We start from the raw sequence: 24,003 nt of genomic DNA, 5'->3' as shown, positions 1-24,003 counted from the left end.
GACAACGAAGACAGTCGCTCTCCCCGCTGGGGAGAAGAGATTCGTGGCAATACCTTCGCCCTTTCTCCCTGGCCGAAGCGAGAAGGATCTGACAAGGCTGTTGTCTCCTCCGTCATTCCGAGCAATGAAAAAGGCGCCGTTTCCGCGGCGCCTTTTTGCATGAACGGTATCGGCGAAATCAGTCGCGGATGATGAGCAGGTCGGCCGCCATGAAGCGTAGCGTCACGGTTTCGCCGGCCTGCGGCGGGGTGACGCCGGGGCTGTTGAACATGTCGAAGGAGATGACGTTGCCGCCGACATTCATGCGGGTGCGGATGACCGAGCCGAGGAAGTGGGCCGAGACGACCTGGCCTGTCAGCGCCGTATCGCTTTTGGCGGTGTCGGAGAGCGAGCCCGCTTCCGGGCGCAGCGCCAGCGAGATGGTTTCGCCGGCCTTGTGGGCTGCGACCGACTGCTTCAGCGTGATCTTCTGATCGCCGATCTGGATGAGGTTAGCGTCGGGATCGACGACCTGAGCTTCGATCAGGTTCAGCGTGCCGACGAAGGAGGCGACGAAGCGCGTCGCCGGCTTGTTGTAGATCTCGAAGGGCGAGCCGATCTGGTCGGCCTTGCCCGCATTCATCACCACGATGCGATCGGAGATCGACAGGGCTTCTTCCTGATCGTGGGTGACGAAAACGGTGGTGATGCCGAGCTGCTGCTGGATCTGGCGAATTTCCTCGCGCAGCGAGACGCGGATCTTGGCGTCGAGGGCCGACAGCGGCTCGTCGAGCAGCAGCACCTGCGGCTTGACGGCGAGGGCGCGGGCAAGCGCGACGCGCTGCTGCTGGCCGCCCGACAGCTGGTAGGGGTAGCGGTCGGCCAGGTGATCGAGCTTAATCAGGCCGAGCATTTCCTTGACGCGGGCGTCGATCTCAGGCTTCGGGGCGCCGGCGACCTTGAGGCCGAAGGCGACGTTGTCGTGCACGGACATGTTGGGGAACAGGGCATAGGCCTGAAAGACCATGCCGATATTGCGCTGGTTCGGCTTCAGCGCGCTCTGGTCCTTGCCGTTGATGGTCAGCGTGCCGCCGGTCGGGGTTTCGAAACCGGCGATCATGCGCAGAACCGTCGTCTTGCCGCAGCCCGACGGCCCGAGGAAGGAGATGAATTCACCCTTCTCGATGTTCATGTTGAAATTCTTGACGACCTGAACCGGGCCGAAGGATTTCTGGATGTTGTTCAGTGTGAGAAAAGACATGAGCCGGTTACCTTAAGCCTTTGCCGGGCGGGCTTTGCCGAAGCGGGAAACGAGATTGAGCAGGCCCATGCTGAGCCAGGTGATCGAGAAGGCGATGACGGCGAGCGCCGAAGGCTCATAGGCCTTGTTGGCGCCGACGAGCTGCAGGTAGGGGCCGAAGGCCGGACGGTTGAGCAGCGCGGCGAAGGTGAACTCGCCCATGACGATCGCAAGCGTGATGAAGGCACCGGAGAGCACGCCGCTCATCACATTCGGGAAGATGCAGCGGAACATGATGGTCGTCCAGCGGGCCCCGAGGCTTTCGGCCGCCTCCGTCAGCGTGCGGACGTCGATGGCGCGCATGGCGGTATCGACGGCGCGGTACATGTAGGGCAGCGATAGCGTGATATAGGAGAAGACCAGCAGGGCGTTGGTGCCGGTCGTCGAACCCGTCAAGGGCAGGTAGGACGACGAGTTGTACATTCTGAGATAGCCGAAGACGATGACGATCGCCGGAATGACCAGCGGCAGCAGCGTGATGAATTCGACGACCGGGCGCATCTGCGGCAGGCGCAGCCGCACCCAATAGGCTGTGGGCACGACGAGCAGCATGCCGAAGACGATGGTCAGAAGCGCCATCAGCATGGAGTAGCCGAAGGTCTCGCGGAACTGAATGTCGGAGAAGACCGACTGATAGGCGTCGAGGCTGTATTCGCCGCGGCGCATGCGCAGCGAAAACTCGATCGTGCCGATCAGCGGAATGATGAAATAGGATGCGCCGAGAATGATGGCGATCCAGGCTCCAAGGCGTTGTGTCTTCATTTCTGCCACCGCTCGGCGCGCATGCGCAGCATGAGGTAAAGGACGTTGGAGACGCCTGTGATGACGATCATGCCGAGCGCGATGGCGTAACCAAGATTGGCATTGTGCAGGACGTCGCCGCGGATCTGCGCGTAGAGTAGGATCGGCACGATGTTCAGCGAGCTGCCGGTCAGCGCGAAGGCGGTGGCGATGGCGCCGAAGGCGTTGGCGAAGAGCAGGAGCGTGGTGCCGAGCAGGCTCGGCCAGAGGATCGGCAGGGCAACCATCGTCCAATATTGGCGGTTGGTGGCGCCGAGGATCTCCGAGGCTTCGCGCCATTCCTTCTTCATGCCGTCGAGCGCCGGCGTCAGGATCAGCACCATCAGCGGGATCTGGAAATACATATAGGTGATGGTCAGGCCGAAGAAAGAGAGCAGGTTGAAGCCGGTGCCGTAGAGATTGAAGCCGAACCATTCCCGCAGGAAGACCGTCACGAGGCCGGTGCGGCCGAGCGTCGCCAGGAAGGCGAAGGCGAGTGGCACGCCGGCGAAGTTGGAGGCGACGCCGGAGAAGGTCAAAAGCGTCGAGCGCACCGAGGCGGGCAGGCCGCCGAGCACGACGGCCCAGGCGAGGAAAAAGCCGATCAGCGCGCCGCCGAGAGCGGACGCCACCGAGACCTTGATACTGATCCAGTAGGCGCTCATGATCGATGGCGTAAAGAGATCGCCGATATTCTTCAGCGTGAAATCGCCTTCGGGCGTCAGGAATGCGCCCGCCACGAGATAGAGCGTGGGGATGATCAGGAACAGCAAAGAAAAAATGATGAAGGGCGCAATGCCCAGCCAATCGATCACGCGTTCTTTGCTGATCAAGGGGGTGCTGCTCACCATCGGCGTTGAAACGGTACTCATGAAAAGCTCATCCTGGGCATCGGAGTGAGAAAACCTCCCCGCCCTTTGGGGGCGGGGAGGCCGGATCATAGTTTACTTAACGTTGGCGCCGACGACGCTATCCCAATTCTTGGTGATGGCTTCCTTGCCGGCGGCCTGCTCTTCGAGCGTCGGGAAGACAGCCTTTTCATAGGCTGCTGCCGGCGGCAGCTTGTCGAGCAGTTCCTTCGGGATCTTGTTGTTCTTGGCAAGATCGTTGAAGCGGATCGGGTGGCAATAGCCCTTCAGCCAGCCGAGCTGACCTTCGTCGGAATAGAGATATTCCATCCAGAGCTTGGCAGCGTTCGGGTGCGGAGCGAAGGCGGAGATCGCCTGGACGTAAACGCCGGCGACGACGCCCGTCTTCGGAACGACGACCTCGAACGGAGGATTGCCCTTCAGGCTTTCGCCCCAGGACATGGCGTTGTAGTCCCAGGCGACGATGATCGGCGTGGAGCCCTGTGCGAAGGGAGCGGCCTTGCCGACAACGGGCACGAAGTTGCCGTTCTTGTTCAGCTCGGCGAAGAACTTCAGGCCTTCTTCGCCTGCCTTGGCGGCGTCACCGCCGGATGCGGAAAGACCGGCGGCATAGACGCCCTGAACGGCCTGGTTGGCGGTGCGCGGATCACCTGCCAGAGCGACGCTGTTTGCGTAGTCGCCCTTCTTCAGGTCGGCCCAGTCAGCCGGCGATTCCTTGACGAGATCCTTGTTCACGAGGAACGAGAGAACGCCGTAATAGTCGCCGTACCAGTAGCCTTCGGCATCCTTGGCGGTATCCGGGATCGAATCCCAGGTGGAGACCTTGTAAGGCTGGATCAGGCCGTCCTTCTTGGCGGACGGGCCGAAGGAGAGGCCGACGTCGATGACGTCGGGAGCCTGCGGGCCGGTGTTGCCCTTGTTGGCCTTGATGGCTTCGATTTCGTCGCCCGAGCCGGCATCCGGGTTCAGTTCGTTGACTTCGAGGCCATACTTGGCCTTGAAGCCGGCAATGACCTCGCCGTAGCCGCACCAGTCGTGCGGAAGAGCGATGGTGGTCAGCGTGCCTTCCTTCTTGGCGGCGGCGATGAGTTCAGCGCTCGGTTCTGCGGCGGCAATCGCGGTCGAAGCCACGATCATCGCAGTAGAAAGCGACAGCAGTCGAGAAATGTTAGAGATCACTGTTGTTCTCCTTCGGGTTTTCAGTGTCTGGCGATGCTGTTAATCAGCTTACATGAAGCTTGTGTGACGGCTGCGTGACGGTGATTTTGCATGAATAGCAGGCGCTTGTGACAGACGTTCCATTTGCGACAGCGCGGTTTGTTTCCGCAAAGATCCGCCATTGTTTTTCTCCCTCTTGGTCTTGTCCTCCTAACCCGGTTTGCGGAAGAGTTTGGTCTGCTCGAACAGACCCTCCAGTGTCTTCATGCGCTCCTTCGTCTCGTCCCAGGTCGAATTCTGAACCGCCTCGATCAGAGCCTCGACGATGAAAAGTGTGACGACCGACGAATCCCAGGCCGACGGCGCTTCGATGCGGACGCGGAAAGCGTGCCGCGCGAGCTTGGCGGCAGGCGAGCCCCACTGGTCGGTGAAGACGACGATTTCGGCACCGCGCTTGCGGGCGGCGGTGGCAAGGCTCACCATTTCCTGCTCATAGCGGCGGATGTCGAAGATGATCAGGATATCGCCGGCATTCATGTTGAGCGCATATTGCGGCCAACTGCTGGAATTGGACGACAGCAGGGTCGTTGCCGGCCGGATGACCTGCATGTGGGTGAAGAAATATTCGGCCAGCGCGCCGGTGATGCGGCCGCCGACGAAATAGAGGCCGCGCTTGCGGTCCGACAGCAGCGAGGCGACGCTGTCGAAGGTCGCGGTGTCGAGATCGGTCAGTGTCTGGCGCAGATTGCCCATGATGGCATCGGCGAAGCGGTTGAGGATATGGGTGCCCGGCGCGTTCTGGGCCCAGCGATCGTGCTTGGCGATCGGGTTGGAGATCGTCGCTTCCACCTCCAGATGCAGACGCGCCTGAAAATCGGGATAACCCTTGAAGCCGAGCTTCTGCACCATGCGCACGACGGTCGGCGTCGAGACGCCGGCGTTCTCCGCGATCGTGGTGATGCTGCCGAGGCCGGAAACCGGATAATTGTCGAGAAGGCTTTCCGCCAACTGCTTCTCGGCACGTGTCAACACGCCGAGATGCGAATGTATGACGTCCGAAACCGTCTTCGACGCGGTGGTCACTTGATCTTGCTCCCCGGGGGTGGTCTGGCGCCACTCCTCCGACCAAATTTAACAACGCTGTCACAATCCATGTCAACCACTGTCATGAAAAGAAATTTTCAGCGGATGCTTGACAGTCGCCAAAAGCTGAAGAATTCTTTTCTGTAAAGCTTTCATTAAGGGATAGGAGTGGCGCCGTTGGTGCTGGCCCGGCCGAAAATCCTCAGCGAAGCGGACGGCGATTGCGTCGGGATCGAGCGCGCCGGCGGACGGAGCGAGGTGCTGCTCGTCTGCGAGCATGCCTCGAAAACGCTGCCCGTCCGTTTCGGTAATCTCGGCCTGCCCGCAGAGGCGCTGTCGAGCCACATCGCCTGGGATCCCGGGGCTTTGGCGGTTGCGCGCGGCATATCGCAGGCGCTCGACGCGACGCTCGTCTACCAGCGGTTTTCCCGGCTCATCTATGACTGCAACAGACCGCCCAGCTCGCCCGGCGCCATGCCCGAGACCAGCGAAATCTATGCCATTCCCGGCAACAAGGATTTGACCGACGAGGAGCGCCTTGCGCGCACGGACGCACTCTACGTGCCCTTCCACGACGCCATTCGCGGGCTGATCCGCGATCGCAGGGCGAGGGGGCAGGACAGCATCATCGTGACGATGCACAGCTTCACGCCGGTCTATCACGGCCGCGAACGCGCTGTCGAACTCGGCATATTGCACGATGAGGACAGCCGGCTCGCCGACCGCATGCTGGACGCTGCGGCCGAAGCGCCGCTTTACAGGACTGAACGCAACCAGCCTTACGGGCCTGCGGACGGCGTGACCCACACGCTGATCCTGCACGGGCTTTCGAACGGCTTGCGCAATGTGATGATCGAGGTCCGCAACGACCTCATCGCAGACGATGGCGGTCAAGGGGTCATGGCCGACTATCTGACAGGGCTTCTCCAGCAAAGCCTGGAAGCCTGACATAAAAAGAAGACCCGAGGGAGCAGTTTATCTGCGGACGTCCGCATGGCGCAAATGCCGCGGGCAATTGGCACTGAATGGCCGCAATCCCGCGGCCGATCGTGAACAGGGGGAAGTCATGTCGGACTATACCGATTTGGACAAGAAGCAGGATGTGCACATCCTGCATTCGATGGGCTATGCCCAGGAACTCGAACGGCGAATGAGTTCATTCTCGAACTTCGCCGTATCGTTTTCCATCATCTGCATTCTTTCCGGCGGCATCAATTCGCTGGCGCAGGCGACTTCGGGCGCCGGCGGCGCGGCGATCGGCATCGGCTGGCCGCTCGGCTGCTTCATCTCGCTCGTCTTCGCCGTCGCCATGGCGCAGATCAGCTCGGCCTATCCGACGGCGGGCGGCCTCTATCACTGGGGCTCGATCCTCGGCAACCGCTTCACCGGCTGGCTGACCGCCTGGTTCAACCTGCTCGGTCTCGTCACCGTGCTCGGCGCCATCAATGTCGGCACCTATTATTTCTTCATGGGCTCCTTCGGCACGACCTATCTCGGGCTGACGGATTCGACGACGGTGCGCATCATCTTCCTGGTGATCATCACCGGCGCGCAGGCGCTGGTGAACCACATGGGCATCGGACTGACCGCGAAGCTGACCGATTTTTCCGGTTATCTGATCTTCGCGACCTCGATCGCGCTGGCGGTCGTCTGCCTCATCGCAGCGCCCTCCTATGAATTCGGCCGCCTCTTCACCTTCGCCAATTATTCCGGCGAAGTCGGCGGCAATGTCTGGCCGTCCACCTCGGGCGCCTGGGTCTTCCTTCTTGGCCTCCTGCTGCCGATCTACACCATCACCGGCTATGACGCCTCGGCGCATACGTCGGAAGAGACGGTGAAAGCCGCAGAATCGGTGCCGCGCGGCATGGTTTCGTCGGTGCTGTGGTCGGCGCTGTTCGGCTATATCATGCTGTGCGCCTTCGTCCTGATGCTGCCGAACATGGACGATGCGGCCAAGCAGGGCTGGAACGTGTTCTTCTGGGCGATGGACAGCCAGGTCAACCCTGTCGTCAAGGACATCCTCTATCTCGCGATCTTCGTCAGCCAGTGGCTGTGCGGCCTTGCGACCGTCACCTCGGTTTCGCGCATGATCTTCGCCTTCTCGCGTGACGGCGGCCTGCCGGCATCGAAGGCGCTGTCGAAGGTCAGCCCGCAGTACCGCACGCCGGTCGCTGCGATCTGGACCGGCTCGATCCTGTCGGTGCTGTTCGTCTGGGGCTCTTCGCTCGTTACGATCGGCGACACGCCGGTTTATACGATCGTCGTCTCGTGCACGGTCATCTTCCTGTTCTTCTCCTTCGCGATCCCGATCACGCTCGGCCTCTTCGCCTGGGGCACGTCGAAGTGGGACAAGATGGGCCCGTGGAACCTCGGCGAGGGCGTCTTCAAGCTCTTTGCCGTGCTGTCGATCATCGCGATGATCCTGATCTTCGTTCTCGGCATCCAGCCGCCGAACGAATGGGCGCTCTACATCACCGTCGGTTTCCTCGTGGTCACGGCGATCGTCTGGTTCGGCTTCGAAAGCCGCCGCTTCAAGGGGCCGCCGATCGGCGCCGAAGTGGCAAAGCGCCAGGCCGAAATCGCGGCGGCCGAAGCGGCCGTCGGCGAAAGCGGCGAAGGCTGAGCATCGAAGCTTCCCTCTTAACTAGCGGGGCCGCATCCTGCGGCCCCGTCCACCGGTTCAACGAAAAGGCATCGGGCCGTAGCGTCCGGCCGAGCGCATGCGATTTCGTTGCCCCGATTTTCTCAATCCCAATTTTCAGGCGGATCAATCATGAGCAGCAGCTACACAATCGACGATCTCAGGAAGGATGTTGCCGAAGGGCGCATCGATACGGTTCTCGCCTGCCAGGTGGACATGCAGGGAAGGCTGATGGGCAAGCGTTTCCAGGCGGAATATTTCGTCGAGAGCGCCTGGAAGGAAACGCATAGCTGCAACTATCTGATCGCCACCGACATGGAGATGGAGACGGTCTCGGGCTACAAGGCGACGAGCTGGGAGAAGGGTTACGGCGACTATACGATGAAGCCGGATCTTTCGACCCTGCGCCGCATCCCCTGGCTGGATGGCACGGCGCTGGTGCTCTGCGACGTGCTCGACCATCACACCCATGAGGAGGTCGCCCATTCGCCCCGCGCAATCCTGAAGAAGCAGGTGAAGCGCCTCGAAGACATGGGCATGAAGGCTTATATGGCTTCCGAGCTCGAATTCTTCCTGTTCGACCAGAGCTACGAGGCGGCCCATAGCGCGGGCTACCGCAACCTGAAGCTCGCCAGCGCCTATAACGAGGACTACCACATCTTCCAGACCACCAAGGAGGAAGAGGTGATGCGGGCGATCCGCACCGGCCTGCAGGGGGCCGGCATTCCGGTCGAGAACTCCAAGGGCGAGGCTTCCGCCGGCCAGGAGGAAATCAACGTGCGTTATGCCGACGCGCTCGCCATGGCCGACCGGCACGCGATCATCAAGAACGGCTGCAAGGAAATTGCCTGGTCGAAAGGCAAGGCCATCACTTTCCTCGCCAAGTGGAATTACAATGCCGCCGGCAGCTCCTCGCATATTCACCAGTCGCTCTGGAGCCTGGAGGAAAAGCCGCTGTTCTTCGACCATACCGGCAAATACGGCATGTCGCCGCTGATGCATAATTACGTTGCCGGGCTTCTCGCTCACGCGAGCGAGATCACCTATTTCCTGGCGCCCTACATCAATTCCTACAAGCGCTTCATGGCCGGCACCTTTGCGCCTACCAAGGCGATCTGGAGCAAGGACAACCGCACCGCCGGCTATCGCCTCTGCGGCGAGGAGACCAAGGGGATCCGCATCGAATGCCGCGTCGGCGGTTCCGATCTCAACCCCTATCTCGCATTTGCCGCGCTGCTTGCCGCCGGCATCGACGGGATCGAAAACAAGCTGGAACTCGAAGCGCCCTTCGTCGGCGACGCCTATGGCGGCAAGGACATTCGCGAAATCCCCCGCACGCTGCGCGCGGCAACGACGGCGATGACGGAATCGGCGATGCTGCGCAAAGCCTTTGGCGACGACGTCATCGACCATTACACCCGTGCCGCGGAATGGGAGCAGGAAGAATACGACCGCCGCATCACCGATTGGGAAGTGGCGCGCGGGTTCGAAAGAGCTTAATAGCATTTGCGGGTTACTGCCCCTCACCCTAACCTTCTCCCTGTTTTGACGGGGAGAGGGGACGCGCCCTGCGAGACGTTGGCGAGGGCCGGAGAGGTTGTGGCTATACCCCTTCGCCCCGTTTACGGGGAGAAGGTGCCGGCAGGCGGATGAGGGGCTCGTGCCCCAACGGAATTTTTGATCAATACGAGGACGGAAATCGATCATGGCAATGATCCAATGCATTTCACCGGTCGACGGATCGGTTTACGCGGAGCGCTCGGCGCTTTCGCTCGACGCCGCCAAGGATGTGGTAGCGCGCGCCCGCAAGGCGCAGAAGGCCTGGGCGAAACGGCCGCTCGAAGAGCGCGTTCAGCTGGTGCTGAAGGGTGTGGCGCGGCTGAACGAGATGTCCGATGCCGTGGTGCCGGAGCTTGCCTGGCAGATGGGCCGGCCGGTGAAGTATGGCGGCGAATATAAGGGCTTCAACGAGCGCTCCAACTATGTCGCCTCGATCGCGGCCGATGCGCTGGCGCCTCTCGTCGTCGAGGAGAGCGACCGTTTCGAGCGCCGCATCGAGCGCGAGGCGCATGGCGTCGTCTTCGTCGTCGCACCCTGGAACTATCCCTATATGACGGCGATCAACACGATCGCGCCGGCGCTGATGGCCGGCAATACCGTGGTGCTGAAACATGCCTCGCAGACGTTGCTGGTCGGCGAGCGGCTGGTGCAGGCCTTCGTCGAGGCCGGTGTGCCGGAAGATGTGTTCCAGAACGTCTTCCTCGACCATCAAACGACCTCTGCGCTGATTGCCGCCGGCAGCTTCAATTTCGTCAACTTCACCGGATCGGTGGAAGGCGGGCGCTCGATGGAGCGGGCCGCCGCCGGCACGTTTACCGGCCTCGGCCTCGAACTCGGCGGCAAGGATCCGGGTTATGTGATGGAGGACGCCGATCTCGATGCGGCCGTCGATACGCTGATGGACGGCGCCACCTATAATTCCGGCCAGTGCTGCTGCGGCATCGAGCGCATCTACGTGCACGAATCCCTCTACGATGCCTTCGTCGAGAAATCGGTCGCCTGGGTTTCGAACTACAAGCTCGGCAATCCCCTTGATCCCGAAACCTCGCTGGGGCCGATGGCCAACAAGCGTTTCGCCAAGGTGGTGCGTGAGCAGATCGCCGATGCGGTTTCGAAGGGCGCCAAGGCGCTGGTCGACCCGAAGCTTTTCCCGCAGGATGACGGCGGCGCCTATCTGGCGCCGCAGGTCCTCGTCGATGTCGACCATTCCATGGCCTTCATGCGCGAGGAGACCTTCGGTCCGGCGGTCGGCATCATGAAGGTCAAGAGCGACGAGGAGGCACTTGCCCTGATGAACGACAGCCAGTACGGGCTGACGGCCTCGCTCTGGACCAGAGATGCCGAGCGGGCGGCGCGACTTGGCCGCGACATCGAAACCGGCACCGTTTTCATGAATCGCGCGGACTATCTCGATCCGGCGCTCTGCTGGACCGGCGTCAAGGAGACCGGCCGCGGCGGCTCGCTGTCGATCATCGGCTTCCAGAATCTGACGCGCCCGAAATCCTTCCACCTGAAGAAAGTCACAGCATGAGCAGCAGCAACATCACCGCAAACTGGAGCTATCCGACATCGGTCAAGCTCGGTCGGGGCCGCATCACGGAACTGGCCGACGCCTGCAAGAGCCTCGGCATGAAGAAGCCGCTGCTCATCACCGACCGCGGCCTCGCCTCGATGGCGATCACCAAGAATGCGCTCGATATCCTCGAAGATGCCGGCCTTGGCCGGGCGATCTTCGCCGATGTCGATCCGAACCCGAACGAAAAGAACCTCGAAGCCGGCGTCAAGGCTTTCAAGGACGGCGGTCATGATGGCGTTGTCGCCTTCGGCGGCGGCTCGGGCCTCGACCTCGGCAAATGCGTCGCCTTCATGGCCGGTCAGACGCGGCCGGTTTGGGACTTCGAAGACATCGGCGACTGGTGGACGCGCGCGAGCCTCGATGGCATTGCGCCGATCGTCGCCGTGCCGACGACGGCCGGCACCGGCTCGGAGGTCGGGCGCGCCAGCGTCATCACCAATTCCGAAACGCATGTGAAGAAGATCATCTTCCATCCGAAGTTCCTGCCGGGCGTCGTCATCTCCGACCCCGAGTTGACGGTCGGCATGCCGAAGATCATCACGGCCGGCACCGGCATGGATGCCTTCGCCCATTGCTTGGAAGCCTATTCCTCGCCCTTCTATCATCCGATGTCGGCGGGCATTGCGCTGGAAGGCATGCGGCTCGTCAAGGAATTCCTGCCGCGCGCCTACAGGGAAGGAACCGACCTCGAAGCCCGCGCCAACATGATGTCGGCCGCCGCCATGGGCGCGGTCGCCTTCCAGAAGGGGCTCGGCGCCATCCATGCGCTGTCGCATCCGATCGGCGCGGTCTACAACACCCATCACGGCATGACCAATGCGGTTGTCATGCCGGCGGTGCTGCGCTTCAATCGCGCCGCGATCGAGGAGAAGATCGGCCGTGCGGCCGCCTATCTCGGCATTTCGGGCGGCTTCGACGGCTTCTACGATTATGTGCTGAAGCTTCGTTCCGACCTCGGCGTGCCGGAAACGCTGACGGCGATGGGAATCGCCCCCGACCGCATCGACGAATTGTCGGCGATGGCGATCGAGGACCCGAGCGCCGGTGGCAACCCGGTCGCGATGACACTCGAAAACACCAAGGTGCTGTTCAGGGATTGCTTCTGAGAGTTCGGAAACGGATCTCACACTGGCCCGGAAAGCTCGGCTTTCCGGGCTTTTTTGTTCCGGACGCATCCCGAGTTTTAGGGATGTGAAAAATACCGGCTGCAATTTCGCCGGGCACGTTCGGAATTTGTTAACCATGATTGTAAAGGATGGCTTAACCGCACGATGCTCCGACAGTGCGCAAAAGAGCGATGCCGGCTCGCGCCATTTCCCTCCGAGGACCTGATATGCCAGTCATTACTTTCGCAAACACCAAGGGCGGCGCCGGCAAGACGACCGCTGTTCTCCTGCTCGCGACCGAGCTTGCCCGCAAGGGCTACCGCGTCACCATTCTCGACGCCGATCCGCAGCACTGGATTTCACGCTGGCATGAGATCTCGGGCCATGTGCCCAATGTTTCGGTGATCGATTTCGTGACCACCGCCTCGCTGCCGCAGCATATCAGCGAGAACAAGCACAATACCGACTATTTCATCGTCGACCTGCCGGGCGCGCGCAATCCGCTGCTCGCCACCGCCGTCGGCCTTTCCGACCATGTGCTGATCCCGATCCAGGGCTGTGCGATGGATGCGCGCGGCGGCGCGCAGGTGCTGGAACTGCTGCAGTATCTGGACGAGAAGGCGGGGATCAAGATCGGCCATTCGGTGGTGCTGACCCGCGTCAATTCGATGGTGACGACGAGGGCGCTGCAGCTCGTCAAGTCGCTGCTCAGCGAGCGTCACGTGCCCGTGCTGGATACGGCGATCATCGAGCGCTCGGCCTTTCGCGACATCTTCGACTGTGGCGGCACGCTGCAGACCATGGACGCCACGCGCGTCAGCAATCTCGACAAGGCGCGTGAGAACGCCACCTGTTTCGCCGAGGAAATGATGCGCAAACTGCCGGTCCGGCTGCCGGCCTCGGCCCGCATGGCGACGGCGGCCTGACTATCTCTGCATTGAAACGAAAAGGCCGCCGGATCGCTCCGGCGGCCTTTTTTACATTGCAGCGATAGAGGTCAATCGACGAATTCCACCGTCACGCCCGGCTTGACCATCTTGGCGAGCTCGGTCGCATCCCAGTTGGTGAGCCGAATGCAGCCATGGCTTTGGGTGCGGCCGATCTTGGAGGGCTCGGGCGTGCCGTGAATGCCGTAGGTCGGCCTGGACAGCGCCATCCAGACGGTTCCAACCGGACCGTTCGGGCCGGGCGGGATGTTGAGGATCTTGTCGTTGGCGCCCTGCTGGAAATTGATCTTCGGATTATAGGTATAGCCGGGATTGAATGCGACGCGCTCGACCGTCACGGTGCCCGACGGGGAGGGCGTGTCGGTGGAGCCGATCGATGCCGGATAGGCGGCGAGCAGATTGCCGGCGCTGTCATAGGCGAAGACCTGCTTGCGGCCCTTGTCGGCGATGATGCGGGCAACTTCGCCGGTCTTCGCTTCGCCGGGATTGACGACCTTGATCACCGTGCCGGGAACGCTGAAATCGGCGCCGGGGTTCATCTCCTTGAGGAAGGCCTCGTCCATGTGGAAGCGCTCGGCGAGCATTTCCGTGGTCGAAGTATAGGCGAGCGACGGCAGCAGCGCCTTATGCGAATAGTCTTCCGGGATCTCCGCGACGAAGGGACCCGCGGCATCGGCCGGCGTGATCGTGTAGCTGACGACGGGCAGGCCACCGGTCATGCGCAGTTCTTCGAGAATCGCGTCGGTATTGTTCGGATCGAGCTTGGAGCCGGTCATCTGGTCATAGGCATAGATCGCCTTGGTGACGTTCGAACCCATATGGCCGTCGATGACGCCGGGCGAGATGCCGGCGCGATCGAGGAAGACCTGCAGCGCGACGATCTCCGGCTTCGATTTGTCCTTCAGCGTGATGACGGGCTCTTCGGGCGCGGTCCTCGGCGCATCGGCGGGCGGGATCTGCTGGTCGGGATCGATCGAGGCATAGTCGTCGCCGGACTGCGGATTGCCGATGCTGTTGTCGTCCGGATAGGGCTGCTCGCCGAGCGGCTGGCGTTCGATCGCCGCATCGCGCGGGATGCCGCCGGTGACCGCGCCGCGCTCGGAATAGCGCGTATCGCCATATTGGTTGTCATCGGCATAATAGGGATCGTTGCCGTATTGGTCGGCATAGCCGTCGCGCGGGCCGGGGCGCGGCGGATAATAGCCGCGGGCGCGCATCTCGGTGGCGACGATATTGCCGTAGCCGTCGATCAGCACGCGGTTGCCGCTGCGGTCGCGGGCATAGGCAAAACCTTGCGGCACATAGTCGAGGATCTCGCCGTTCGGCGTGACCAGCACGACATCGCCCTGGCGCCGGTCGCGGAACTGCTGCGCGCCTGCCTCGGGCGCTGCGGCAGCAAGGGCCGCCAGCACGGCCGCAACGGAAAATGCCGACTTCAAAAAGCGATTCACGTCTCACACCTCGAACAGTGACTGGGCAGACACACACCCGCGAATTTTGACGCTAGTGTGGAATTTATGAAACCGTGCTGAACAAAATATGAAAATCACTAAGATTTCCTTTTACTCATAAACGTTTGCCTCTCCGCCTCAGTTCCGAAAATCCATGGTTGCGGCAAAAGCGCAAGAGGCAGAAAGCGTCCAATTGACGAGAGACGGCGCAAAACCTAACGCTACGCCGGCCGATAAATCCTTGAGGAGACCCGAGATGATCGAATTTGCCGCCGCAAGCGGGCCGCGCCTGATGCTGGATGAAACATCGGTGCTGGATATCGGCGGATGCATCGTCGAAGGCGTCGACATCGCGCCGAAGCGCGCCATTCCCGACGATGGCGATCCGCGAATCGATCACTCGCTCGAAGGCTTCCTCTTCACCTGCGGGCCGGACCATATTCGCCACCGCCAGCCGATCGCCGGCCGGGCCGACGGCAAGGTCTATCCGTTGCACGGATCGGCCTCCGGCCATGCCGCGAAGGTGCTGTGGACGAAGTTCGAGAACGGCAATGCCGAATGCCGCGCCGATATCGACATTACCACCGTCGAGGGGCTGCCGCAGCGCATCGAGCGGCTTTGGCGGATCGACGGGGCAACCGGCGAGGTGCGGCTCGACGACCGCGTCGTCAATACCAGCGACCAGACCGTGCCGACCTTCCTGATGTATCACATGAACACTGGCGGCATGTGGCTGGACGAGGGCACGCGGCTCGAAGGGCATATGCTGGAGAACGGCGGCTTTCCATGGGCCTTCGGCGAGGAACCGGGCGGCATCTTCTGCGTGCCCGCGCCGGCGACGGATGACGGGTTCGCGGAGGTCCGGCTCGGCCCGATCGCCGCGATCGGCGGCAGGACGCTTCGCGTGCGCTTCCGCGCCGATACGCTGCCCTATCTGCAGGTCTGGCGGAACCAGAGGGCGCCGGCCCATATCATCGGCATCGAGCCCGTCTCGCACCGCTGGGTCCTGCGCGACGAACTCGAGGCCGGCGGCGAGTTCAACATGCTGGCGCCCGGCGAGAGCCGCAGCTATGCGCTGAGCTTTGCTTTCCGGTAAGCGAAGTGTTTGTTGACGCTCTACGGCCTCCCGTCGTAGACCTTCAGCCCACGACTTATCAGGAGACAAGACGATGGATATTCGCCAGATCGACGATGAATATTCGGTTTCGGGTCAGATCACCCTCGAGGATCTCGACGAGATCAAGGCGATGGGCTTCAAATCGATCGTCTGCCACCGCCCCGACCACGAAAGCCCCGACCAGACGTCGTTTTCCGTTATCGAGGCGCGCGCCAAGGAGCTCGGTCTTGAGATCTCCCACGTGCCGGTCGGGCCGATGGGCGTGACCGAGGAAGCGGTGCAGGGCATGGTCGATGCGCTCGACGAATTCCCACGGCCGATGCTCGGCTATTGCCGCTCGGGCGCCCGCTCGACGGCGATCTACCAGAAGACGCACCATATCCGCAGCTAAAGCGCCGTCGGGCGCTGATTTTCCGGCGCTGCACCGCAGCGCCGTCCCTTTCCATTCACTCAGGAGACTATAATGAGCATTAAGCGTATCGACGTCGGCGCGCGCATGAGCGGCGCTGTCATTCACGGCAACACGGTTTACCTCGCAGGCCAGGTCGGCGAAGGCGAAAGCGTCACCGATCAGTGCAAGTCCGCGCTGGCCGAGGTCGACCGCCTGCTGGCCGCCGCCGGCAGCAACAAGTCGAAGATCCTGCAGACCCTCGTCTATCTCTCCGACATCGCATATTTCGGCGAGATGAACGCAGCCTGGGAAGCCTGGATCGATCCGGCCAATCCGCCGGCCCGCGCCACCAGCGAAGCCAAGCTCGCTGCGCCGAAGTACAAGGTCGAGTTCATCGTTACGGCCGCGCTCGACTAAAAGTCCTGCCGTTTGATCGGCTGAAGCCGGTGGGTTCTGGACTGACTCTGGATGGAGTCAGCCACGGACTCACCGGCTTTTTGTTTGCGCGATTTCTGAGAGCGTTCTGGTCGGCGTGATCGCTTCGGGATCGAGCTTCACCTCGATGATCGCAGGCTTGCCGCTTTGGCGCGCCCGCTCGAAGGCCGGGGCGAATTCCTCAGTGGTTTCCACCGTTTCGCCGTGGCCGCCATAGGCGCGGGCAAGGGCGGCGAAATCGGGATTGGTCAGATCGGTGCTGCTGACACGGCCGGGATATTCGCGCTCCTGATGCATGCGGATCGTGCCGTACATGCCGTTGTTGACGACGATTGCGATGATCGGCAGGCCGTAGCGGATGGCGGTGGCGAATTCCTGGCCATGCATGAGGAAACAGCCGTCGCCGGCAAAACAAATGACCTCCTGCTCGGGAAAGAGCCGCTTGGCGGCGACGGCGGCCGGCAGGCCGTAACCCATCGAGCCGGAGGTCGGGGCCGCTTGCGTGTTGAAGCGGCGGAAGCGATGGAAGCGGTGCAGCCAGGTGGCGTAATTGCCGGCGCCATTGGTGAAGATCGTCTCCGGCCCGGTATTGGCCTCCAGCCATTCCATGATCGGCCCCATATGGACGGAGCCTGGACCTGTTGCCGGCGGCTTCGACCAGGAGAGATAGGCCTGGTGCATGCGCTCGGTGCGCTCCGCCCAGTGGGGCTCGGCCGGCGCTTCCAGATCGGCGAGGGCGGCGACGAAATCGGCAGGGGCTGCGCAGATGGCGAGATCCGGGCGGTAGATGCGGCCGAGTTCGGAGGCATCCGGATAAATATGGACCAGCGATTGCTGGGGGTAGGGAATGTCGAGCAGCGTGTAGGAGGAGGACGGCATTTCCGACATGCGGGCGCCGAGCAGGATCAGAAGGTCGCTCTCCTTGATCTCCTTGGCGAGCGCCGGGTTGATGCCGATCCCGACATCGCCGGCGTAACAGGGATGGAGATGATCGAACAGCATCTGCCGGCGAAAGGAGCAGCCGACCGGCAGCTGGAAGCGCCCGGCGAAGCTTGCGAAATCGGCGACGGCATCGGCATCCCAGCGGGTGCCGCCGAGGATGACCATCGGCCGCTCGGCCTTCAGCAGTCTGATATAGACATCGTCGATCTGCCTGCGGCCAGGATGGGCCTCGACGCTGACATAGCGCTTGGCGCGCGGCGCCTCCACCGCGTCGCGCAGCATGTCCTCCGGCAGCGTCAGCACGACGGGGCCGGGACGGCCGGAGGTGGCGACCGCGAAGGCGCGGGTGACGAATTCGGGAATGCGGGCGGCATCGTCGATTTCGCCCACCCATTTGGCGAATTCGGTGAAGGCGCGGCGGAACTCGACCTCCTGGAAGGCCTCGCGCTCGCGCGCTTCCCGCTGCACCTGGCCGATGAAGAGAATCATCGGGATCGAATCCTGCCTGGCGATATGCAGCCCGGCGGAGGCATTGGTGGCGCCCGGGCCCCGGGTGACCATGCAGATGCCGGGTTCGCCGGTCAGCCGGCCCCAGCAATCCGCCATCATTGCCGCGCCGCCTTCCTGGCGGCAGACGAGGACGTCGATATCGCTGTCGCGCAGCGCATCGAGGACGGCGAGGAAGCTCTCTCCCGGAACGCAGGAGAGGCGCTTGACGCCGTTCGCCTTCAGCGCCTCGACGATCAGTTCCCCGCCGGTCTTCTTCATGACGATGCCTTCCTCTCGCGCTCTTCGAGTTCGGTGAGAATTTCTTCGTTATGTTCGCCGAGGCGCGGGCTCGGCCTAATGTAGTGCAGCGGCGTCTCGGAGAGCACGATCGGTGTTCTGACGCCCGGGATGAGGGTGCCGGCGGCATCGGCAAGATCGATGCGCAAGCCGCGGGCCTGCACCTGCGGGTCGGCGAACATCTCTTCGATCGTGTTGATCGCGCCCGATGGAACCGCATTCTCCTCGCAGGCCTTCAGGAGATCCGCCTTCTGCCATTTCAGCGTCTCGGTGGAGATGAGGCGGCGCACCTCGCCGCGATTGGCGACGCGGGCCTTGTTGGTGGAAAAACGCTCGTCGCCTGATATCGCCTCCAGGCCGAGGATGGCGCAGAGGCGACGGAACTGGCCGTCGTTTCCGACCGCGAGAATGAAATAGCCGTCGGCCGCCGGCACGACCTCGTAAGGCGAGATATTCGGATGGGCGTTGCCGAGGCGGGTCGGCGCGGCGCCGGAGATGAGGTAGTTCATGTTCTGATTGGCGAGCACGGCCGATTGCACGTCGAGCAGCGCCATGTCGATCAACTGGCCTTCGCCTGACTTCAGCGCATGGATCAAGGCGGCCTCGATCGCCGAGACCGCATAGATGCCGGTGAAGATATCGGCGATCGCGACACCCGCCTTCATCGGCTGGCCGCCCGGCTCGCCGGTGATCGACATGAAGCCGGACATGCCCTGGACGATATAATCGTAGCCGGCGAGGCTGGCATAGGGGCCGGTCTGGCCGAAGCCGGTGATCGAGCAATAGACGAGTTTTGGATTTATCCGGCGCAGGCTGTCGTAATCGAGCCCGTATTTGACGAGGCCGCCGAGCTTGAAATTCTCGATCACCACATCGGCTGACGCAACCAGGCGGCGGACGAGATCCTGGCCTGCCGCGCTTCTCAGGTCGGCGGTGACGGAGCGCTTGCCGCGATTGGCGGCGTGGTAATAGGCGGCCGAGAGATTTTCGCCATCTGCACCCTCGACGAAGGGCGGACCCCATTGGCGCGTATCGTCGCCGCCGTCGGGGTTTTCGACCTTGATGACATCGGCGCCGAGATCGGCGAGCATCTGCCCCGCCCAGGGACCGGCAAGCACGCGGGCAAGCTCGATCACCCGGATGCCGGCCAGCGGCGGCTTTTTGGTCACGGTCTCCGTCATGTTCCTCCCGGCAATGTCTACGGCGCCAGCGTCACCTCAGATGTATCGGATACGGGCTTTGAAGCAAAGCGGCGCTCGCGCCAGAGGATGTAGAAGCCCGATGCCATGATGATCATGATGCCGAGCCATTTGATGGCATCCGGGAAGTCGCCGAAAACAAGCCAGGCGAAGATCGTCGCCGAGACGATCTCGAAATATTGCAGCGGCGCGAGCGTCGAGGCCGGTGCTGCGCGATAGGCATAGACGCCGAGAATGCCGGCCGTGGCGGCCGTGGCGCCGACGCCGGCGAGATAGAACCAGGCGCTGCCTTCGGGCATGACCGGATCGAAGATATCGGAGCCGCTTCCTTCGCCGACGAGAAGCAGGATGGTGCAGAAGACGAGGCCCCAGATGCCCATCTGGAACTGCATCGACCAGGGGTCTTCCCGATGCGAGAGGACGCGGGTCATCAGGACGAAGATCGCGATGCAGAGCGCACTGACGACGGGCAGCAGCGCGACGTAGCCGACCTCCTGGAAGCTCGGCTGGATGATCAGCATCGCCCCGAAGAAGCCGACGCCGCAGGCCGTATAGCGCCGCCAGCCGATCGTTTCCTTCAGGAAAATGCCGCCGAGGATCGTCAGCATGATCGGCTCGACGAAGAAGATGGCGATCGCATCGGCGACCGCCATATATTTCAGCGTGGTGACGAAGGAGACCATCGAGACGGTGATGATCGCGCCGCGGATGGCGTGGAACAGGTTCTGGCGCCAGGAAAAATCGATGAAGCAGCGCCGCCAGATCACGATCGGCAGCATGCAGAGCGCCTGGACGGCAAAGCGTGCGGCGGTGATCTCGGCGGAGGGGACGGTCACCACCGCGAGCTTGGCGAAGATATCGATGAGGGGTGAGACCATCACCGAGAGAAACATCAGCGCAAGCCCCGTCGTCACCTCGGAGGCGGAAGGAGCGGGGCGGGCGGCGGTGCTCGGCATGATGGGTTCCCTGTTGCTCAGGATCTGGTCGCGCGCGGCCCGGCGACGGCTTCGTCGCACCAATCCGCGAAGGCTGCGATCGCGGCATCCGCGCCGAGCTCGTTCAGCGTTTCATGCCGCATATCCTGATATATCACTGTGCTGATACGGGAGAAGTCCCGGCCTTTCAAATGGTTTGACAGCCAGAGGACGGCTTTTCCACGCTCCGTCGCCGGATCCTGTCCACCGCCGACGAGATGGATCGGCATATCGCGCGGCAGCCGGTCGAGGTGGATCCTCTGCGGCGCGCGGAAGGTCAGTTCGAAGACGTCGAGCCATAGGGAGACCGATGCGTCGAAACCGCAGAGCGGATCGGCGACATATTTGTCGACTTCGTCAGGAAGACGCGACAGCCAGTCGAATTCCGTGCGGCGGCCGGGAATGGATCTGCCCCAGGCGCCGAAGGTGAGCTTCGGAAGCAGGCCGCTCGGCACGTCCGAGCCTTTCAGCATGCGCTCGGCAAGGAGGATCGCCTGGGCGGCGCGGCCGGCAAGGCCGGCGGCAAAATTCGAATTCCACACGGCGACGGCGTCGAAATCTGCCGGCGCAGTGACGGCGGCGTTGAGGGCGATGAGGCCGCCCATCGAATGGCCGAAGAGGATCACCGGCAAGCCGGGATGGCGGGAGACCGCATGGGTGCGCATGGCGATGACGTCGCTGATCACCCTGTCGATGCCGCCGCGCCGGGCGAAGCGGCCGATCGGCGCGTCGGGCGCCGTCGTCTCGCCATGGCCGCGGTGGTCATGGGCATAGACATGATAGCCGCGCGCCGCCATCGCCTCGGCGAAGACGCGGTAGCGTTTCGAATGTTCGGCAAGCCCATGCGATATCAGCAGGATGCCGCGAGCCGGGCCGGCAGCCTCGGCACGATGATAGGCAAGCGACGCCTCCGGCACGGCGAGCCTGTGGGTTTCAGAAAACATGCGGGTCCTCCTTGCGGCAACAGACCAGATCGGCAGGCAAATGCAACATGGGCGTTTGATTTATCCGATAACAAATTACAGTATCGCTGCGATTCAGGGTTGCGGGCTTTCACGCTTCGTGCTTATTTGTTCCCGTATTGTTCTTTTGGGGGTTGAAATGAGCAGCATTCAGTTGCGTACCTTGGCGTTCGCCTTATCGATGATCCTTGCCAGCGGCGCCGCGGCACAGGAAGGCGGCGGGCGCACCCGCTTCATTCTGGCGGCGAGTTGGCAGCCCGCCTTCTGCCAGACCAACCAGAAGAGGCCCGAATGCGTCAGCCAGACCGGCGAGCGTACCGATGCGACGAACTTCTCGCTGCACGGGCTCTGGCCGATGCGGCAGGATTATTGCGGTGTCGCCGCCGACCAGAAGGTCGTGGACAAGGACGGCGACTGGAACAAGCTGCCGGCGGTGACGCTGTCGGCCGAGACGCAGGCGTCGCTCGCAAAGGCAATGCCCGGTACGCAATCCGGCCTGGACCGGCATGAATGGGTCAAGCACGGCACCTGCACGAAGATGAGCGCGGAAGACTATTTCGGCGTCAGCATGCATCTGCTGACCGCACTCAACGCGTCGGCCGTGCGCGATCTCTTCGCCGCCAATATCGGCAAGACGGTCAAGGCCGAGGCGATCAAGGCAGCTTTCGACAAGAGCTTCGGATCGGGGGCGGGCGACCGCGTCAAGATGAGCTGCCGCCGTGCCGGCAAAGTCAGGGTGATCAGCGAGTTGACGATCGGGCTTTCCGAGCAGGCGGGGACGGCGTCGGCAAGAACCGCGGCACTCGCCGATCTGATCCAGGGAGCGGGAAAAACCTCCTTCGGCTGCGATGAGGGCGTCGTCGACGCTGCGGGCTTCTGACCGGAAATCCTGCGTAAACCGGGTTTCGGCGTTGCCCGCAGGCGCTGTTTCGCCTACATAGCGGCACAATCGAAGTTTCCCGCCCGGAGCAGCGCAGTATGGCACGTCAGTTCATCTATCATATGTCCGGCCTCAACAAGGCCTATGGCAACAAGAAGATCCTGGAGAATATCCACCTTTCTTTCTACCCCGATGCCAAGATCGGCATCCTCGGCCCGAACGGCGCCGGTAAATCCACCGTGCTGCGCATCATCGCCGGCAAGGACAAGGAATATACCGGCGAAGCCTGGCTCGCCGAGGGTGCGACGGTCGGCTATCTCGAGCAGGAGCCGCAGCTCGATCCGGCCAAGACCGTGTTCGAAAACGTGATGGAAGGCGTCGCCTCCAAGACGGCCATCGTCGATCGCTACAACGAGCTGATGATGAATTATTCCGACGAGACGGCGGAAGAGGGGGCGAAGCTCCAGGATATCATCGACAGCCAGAACCTCTGGGATCTGGAAAGCCAGGTCGAGATGGCGATGGAAGCCCTGCGCTGCCCGCCGCGCGACGCCGACGTCACCACACTTTCCGGCGGTGAGCGGCGCCGCGTCGCGCTCTGCCGCCTGCTGCTGTCGCAGCCGGATCTGCTGCTGCTCGACGAACCGACCAACCATCTGGACGCCGAGACCATCGCCTGGCTCGAAAAGCATCTGCGCGACTATCCGGGCGCGGTGATGATGATCACCCACGACCGCTACTTCCTCGACAACGTCACCGGCTGGATCCTGGAACTCGACCGCGGCCGCGGCATTCCTTACGAAGGCAATTACTCCGCCTATCTGCAGGCCAAGGCCAAGCGCATGCTGCAGGAAAACCGCGAAGAAGCATCGCGTCAGAAGGCGATCAGCCGCGAACAGGAATGGATCGCTTCCAGCCCCAAGGCCCGCCAGGCCAAGTCCAAGGCGCGTATCAAGTCCTACGAACAGCTGGTGGAGGCCGCCGAGAAGCAGCGTCCCGGCGACGCGCAGATCATCATCCCGGTCAGCGAGCGTCTCGGCCAGGTGGTCATCGAGATGGAAGGCATCACCAAGGGCTTCGAAGGCCGCACTCTGATCAACGACCTGTCGATCAAGCTGCCGCCGGGCGGTATCGTCGGCATCATCGGCCCGAACGGCGCCGGCAAGACGACGCTGTTCAAGATGATCACCGGCCAGGAAAAGCCCGATAGCGGCTCGATCCGCATCGGCGAGACCGTGCATCTCGGCTATGTCGACCAGAGCCGCGACGCGCTTGCCGCCGACAAGACGGTCTGGGAAGAGATTTCCGGCGGCGCCGAAATCATCAAGCTCGGCAAGTTCGACATGAACTCCCGCGCCTATTGCGGCGCCTTCAACTTCAAGGGCGGCGATCAGCAGCAGAAGGTCGGCAATCTCTCCGGCGGCCAGCGCAACCGCGTGCACCTCGCCAAGATGCTGAAGGCCGGCGGCAACGTTCTGCTGCTCGACGAACCGACCAACGACCTCGACACGGAAACGCTGGGCGCGCTTGAAAACGCGCTGGAGAACTTCGCCGGCTGCGCCATCATCATCAGCCACGACCGTATGTTCCTCGACCGCCTGGCGACGCATATCCTCGCTTTCGAAGGCGAGGGCCATGTCGAATGGTTCGAAGGCAACTTCGAGGATTATGAACAGGACAAGATCCGCCGCCTCGGCCCCGATGCGCTGAACCCCGGCAGCCAGGCTCATAAGCGTCTGACGCGCTAATCGTAATCCGTTTGCGATCGAGGTCCCGTTACGGCCGGGGCTCCGACGACTGTCAGCGGCCTTCCGTCATGCTCGGGCTTGTCCCACTGCTGTCCGGTTAAAATATCTGGACAGGTTGC

At 62.5% G+C, this 24,003-nt stretch carries 22 protein-coding genes; 12 read left to right on the top strand and 10 right to left on the bottom strand.

The genetic code is table 11. The features are described 5' to 3' along the window. Window positions 1-192: hypothetical protein (locus CO670_RS33285; protein WP_210202701.1), on the top strand; the 192-nt coding region annotated here is incomplete at its 5' end. Here the strand turns inward: CO670_RS33285 and CO670_RS30610 are convergent. The 5 genes from CO670_RS30610 to CO670_RS30590 form a co-directional block, all read right to left on the bottom strand. After that, window positions 179-1,240 carry an ABC transporter ATP-binding protein gene (locus CO670_RS30610; protein WP_088673194.1) on the bottom strand — a complete coding sequence of 354 codons (1,062 nt, stop codon included), beginning with the start codon at window positions 1,238-1,240 and terminating at the stop codon, window positions 179-181. The two genes, CO670_RS33285 and CO670_RS30610, sit on opposite strands and share 14 nt — an antisense overlap. Before the next feature lie 12 nt (window positions 1,241-1,252). Next, window positions 1,253-2,041, bottom strand: coding sequence for an ABC transporter permease (locus tag CO670_RS30605; RefSeq protein ID WP_085778821.1), 789 nt, complete (start codon window positions 2,039-2,041; stop codon window positions 1,253-1,255). Continuing rightward, complete coding sequence (locus CO670_RS30600; protein ID WP_097593778.1) at window positions 2,038-2,931, bottom strand: ABC transporter permease subunit; 894 nt, start codon at window positions 2,929-2,931, stop codon at window positions 2,038-2,040. Before CO670_RS30600 ends, CO670_RS30605 begins: the two co-directional genes overlap by 4 nt. A gap of 72 nt (window positions 2,932-3,003) precedes the next feature. Continuing rightward, entirely contained in the window at window positions 3,004-4,107 is a 1,104-nt protein-coding gene (locus CO670_RS30595) for an ABC transporter substrate-binding protein (protein WP_097593776.1), read from the bottom strand. A 189-nt stretch (window positions 4,108-4,296) separates the two neighbouring features. Further along, window positions 4,297-5,169 carry a MurR/RpiR family transcriptional regulator gene (locus tag CO670_RS30590; protein ID WP_088673198.1) on the bottom strand — a complete coding sequence of 291 codons (873 nt, stop codon included), beginning with the start codon at window positions 5,167-5,169 and terminating at the stop codon, window positions 4,297-4,299. Between the two features lie 177 nt (window positions 5,170-5,346). On the opposite strand from CO670_RS30590, the gene CO670_RS30585 reads away from it, so the two are divergent. From CO670_RS30585 to CO670_RS30560, 6 genes are all read left to right on the top strand, one after another. Next, window positions 5,347-6,117, top strand: a complete 771-nt coding sequence (locus tag CO670_RS30585) for an N-formylglutamate amidohydrolase (RefSeq protein ID WP_097593775.1) — start codon at window positions 5,347-5,349, stop codon at window positions 6,115-6,117. 118 nt (window positions 6,118-6,235) lie between these two features. Next, window positions 6,236-7,792, top strand: coding sequence for an amino acid permease (locus CO670_RS30580; RefSeq protein WP_097593773.1), 1,557 nt, complete (start codon window positions 6,236-6,238; stop codon window positions 7,790-7,792). 150 nt (window positions 7,793-7,942) lie between these two features. Continuing rightward, complete coding sequence (locus CO670_RS30575; RefSeq protein ID WP_097593771.1) at window positions 7,943-9,310, top strand: glutamine synthetase family protein; 1,368 nt, start codon at window positions 7,943-7,945, stop codon at window positions 9,308-9,310. Between the two features lie 205 nt (window positions 9,311-9,515). Next, the gene (locus tag CO670_RS30570; protein ID WP_097593769.1) at window positions 9,516-10,901 is read left to right on the top strand and encodes an aldehyde dehydrogenase family protein; all 1,386 of its coding nucleotides are present in this window, start codon (window positions 9,516-9,518) and stop codon (window positions 10,899-10,901) included. Then, on the top strand, window positions 10,898-12,052 hold the full coding sequence (locus CO670_RS30565; RefSeq protein ID WP_097593767.1) for an iron-containing alcohol dehydrogenase: 1,155 nt from the start codon (window positions 10,898-10,900) through the stop codon (window positions 12,050-12,052). The genes CO670_RS30570 and CO670_RS30565 overlap by 4 nt, the downstream gene beginning before the upstream one ends. A gap of 227 nt (window positions 12,053-12,279) precedes the next feature. Beyond that, window positions 12,280-12,978: a ParA family protein gene (locus CO670_RS30560; protein ID WP_097593766.1), complete on the top strand. Its 699-nt coding sequence runs from the start codon at window positions 12,280-12,282 to the stop codon at window positions 12,976-12,978. Window positions 12,979-13,049: 71 nt separating this feature from the next. On the opposite strand, the gene CO670_RS30555 is transcribed toward CO670_RS30560, so the two are convergent. Continuing rightward, window positions 13,050-14,450 carry a L,D-transpeptidase gene (locus CO670_RS30555; RefSeq protein WP_097593764.1) on the bottom strand — a complete coding sequence of 467 codons (1,401 nt, stop codon included), beginning with the start codon at window positions 14,448-14,450 and terminating at the stop codon, window positions 13,050-13,052. Window positions 14,451-14,706: 256 nt separating this feature from the next. Between CO670_RS30555 and CO670_RS30550 the strand changes: the two genes are divergently transcribed. The 3 genes from CO670_RS30550 to CO670_RS30540 all read left to right on the top strand — a co-directional run bounded on the left by CO670_RS30550 (window position 14,707) and on the right by CO670_RS30540 (window position 16,375). Then, entirely contained in the window at window positions 14,707-15,546 is an 840-nt protein-coding gene (locus CO670_RS30550) for a DUF4432 family protein (RefSeq protein ID WP_097593763.1), read from the top strand. Window positions 15,547-15,619: 73 nt separating this feature from the next. Then, window positions 15,620-15,958, top strand: coding sequence for a TIGR01244 family sulfur transferase (locus tag CO670_RS30545; protein WP_088673207.1), 339 nt, complete (start codon window positions 15,620-15,622; stop codon window positions 15,956-15,958). 72 nt (window positions 15,959-16,030) lie between these two features. After that, complete coding sequence (locus CO670_RS30540) at window positions 16,031-16,375, top strand: RidA family protein (protein WP_097593761.1); 345 nt, start codon at window positions 16,031-16,033, stop codon at window positions 16,373-16,375. Between the two features lie 69 nt (window positions 16,376-16,444). On the opposite strand, the gene CO670_RS30535 is transcribed toward CO670_RS30540, so the two are convergent. Genes CO670_RS30535 through CO670_RS30520 form a run of 4 tightly spaced genes read right to left on the bottom strand, consistent with a single transcriptional unit; the run spans window position 16,445 to window position 21,238 of the window. Further along, window positions 16,445-18,103 (bottom strand): thiamine pyrophosphate-binding protein, encoded by a 1,659-nt coding sequence (locus tag CO670_RS30535; RefSeq protein WP_097593760.1) that lies wholly within the window; start codon window positions 18,101-18,103, stop codon window positions 16,445-16,447. Beyond that, entirely contained in the window at window positions 18,100-19,302 is a 1,203-nt protein-coding gene (locus tag CO670_RS30530; RefSeq protein WP_097593759.1) for a CaiB/BaiF CoA-transferase family protein, read from the bottom strand. The genes CO670_RS30535 and CO670_RS30530 overlap by 4 nt, the downstream gene beginning before the upstream one ends. A gap of 17 nt (window positions 19,303-19,319) precedes the next feature. Next, entirely contained in the window at window positions 19,320-20,276 is a 957-nt protein-coding gene (locus CO670_RS30525) for a DMT family transporter (protein WP_097593757.1), read from the bottom strand. 17 nt (window positions 20,277-20,293) lie between these two features. Further along, window positions 20,294-21,238, bottom strand: a complete 945-nt coding sequence (locus CO670_RS30520; protein WP_097593756.1) for an alpha/beta hydrolase — start codon at window positions 21,236-21,238, stop codon at window positions 20,294-20,296. A gap of 157 nt (window positions 21,239-21,395) precedes the next feature. Between CO670_RS30520 and CO670_RS30515 the strand changes: the two genes are divergently transcribed. Continuing rightward, a complete protein-coding gene (locus tag CO670_RS30515) occupies window positions 21,396-22,136 on the top strand; it encodes a ribonuclease (protein ID WP_097593754.1) in 741 nt (246 codons plus the stop codon). A gap of 98 nt (window positions 22,137-22,234) precedes the next feature. Continuing rightward, window positions 22,235-23,884: an energy-dependent translational throttle protein EttA gene (gene ettA / locus CO670_RS30510; protein WP_097593753.1), complete on the top strand. Its 1,650-nt coding sequence runs from the start codon at window positions 22,235-22,237 to the stop codon at window positions 23,882-23,884. The last annotated feature ends 119 nt before the right edge of the window (window positions 23,885-24,003 follow it).

It is taken from the genome of Rhizobium sp. J15, from assembly GCF_002531825.1.
GTDB lineage: Bacteria > Pseudomonadota > Alphaproteobacteria > Rhizobiales > Rhizobiaceae > Rhizobium.
The sequence above is the reverse complement of the archived record's forward strand: the minus strand, read 5'-3'. Positions and strand labels throughout refer to the sequence as shown.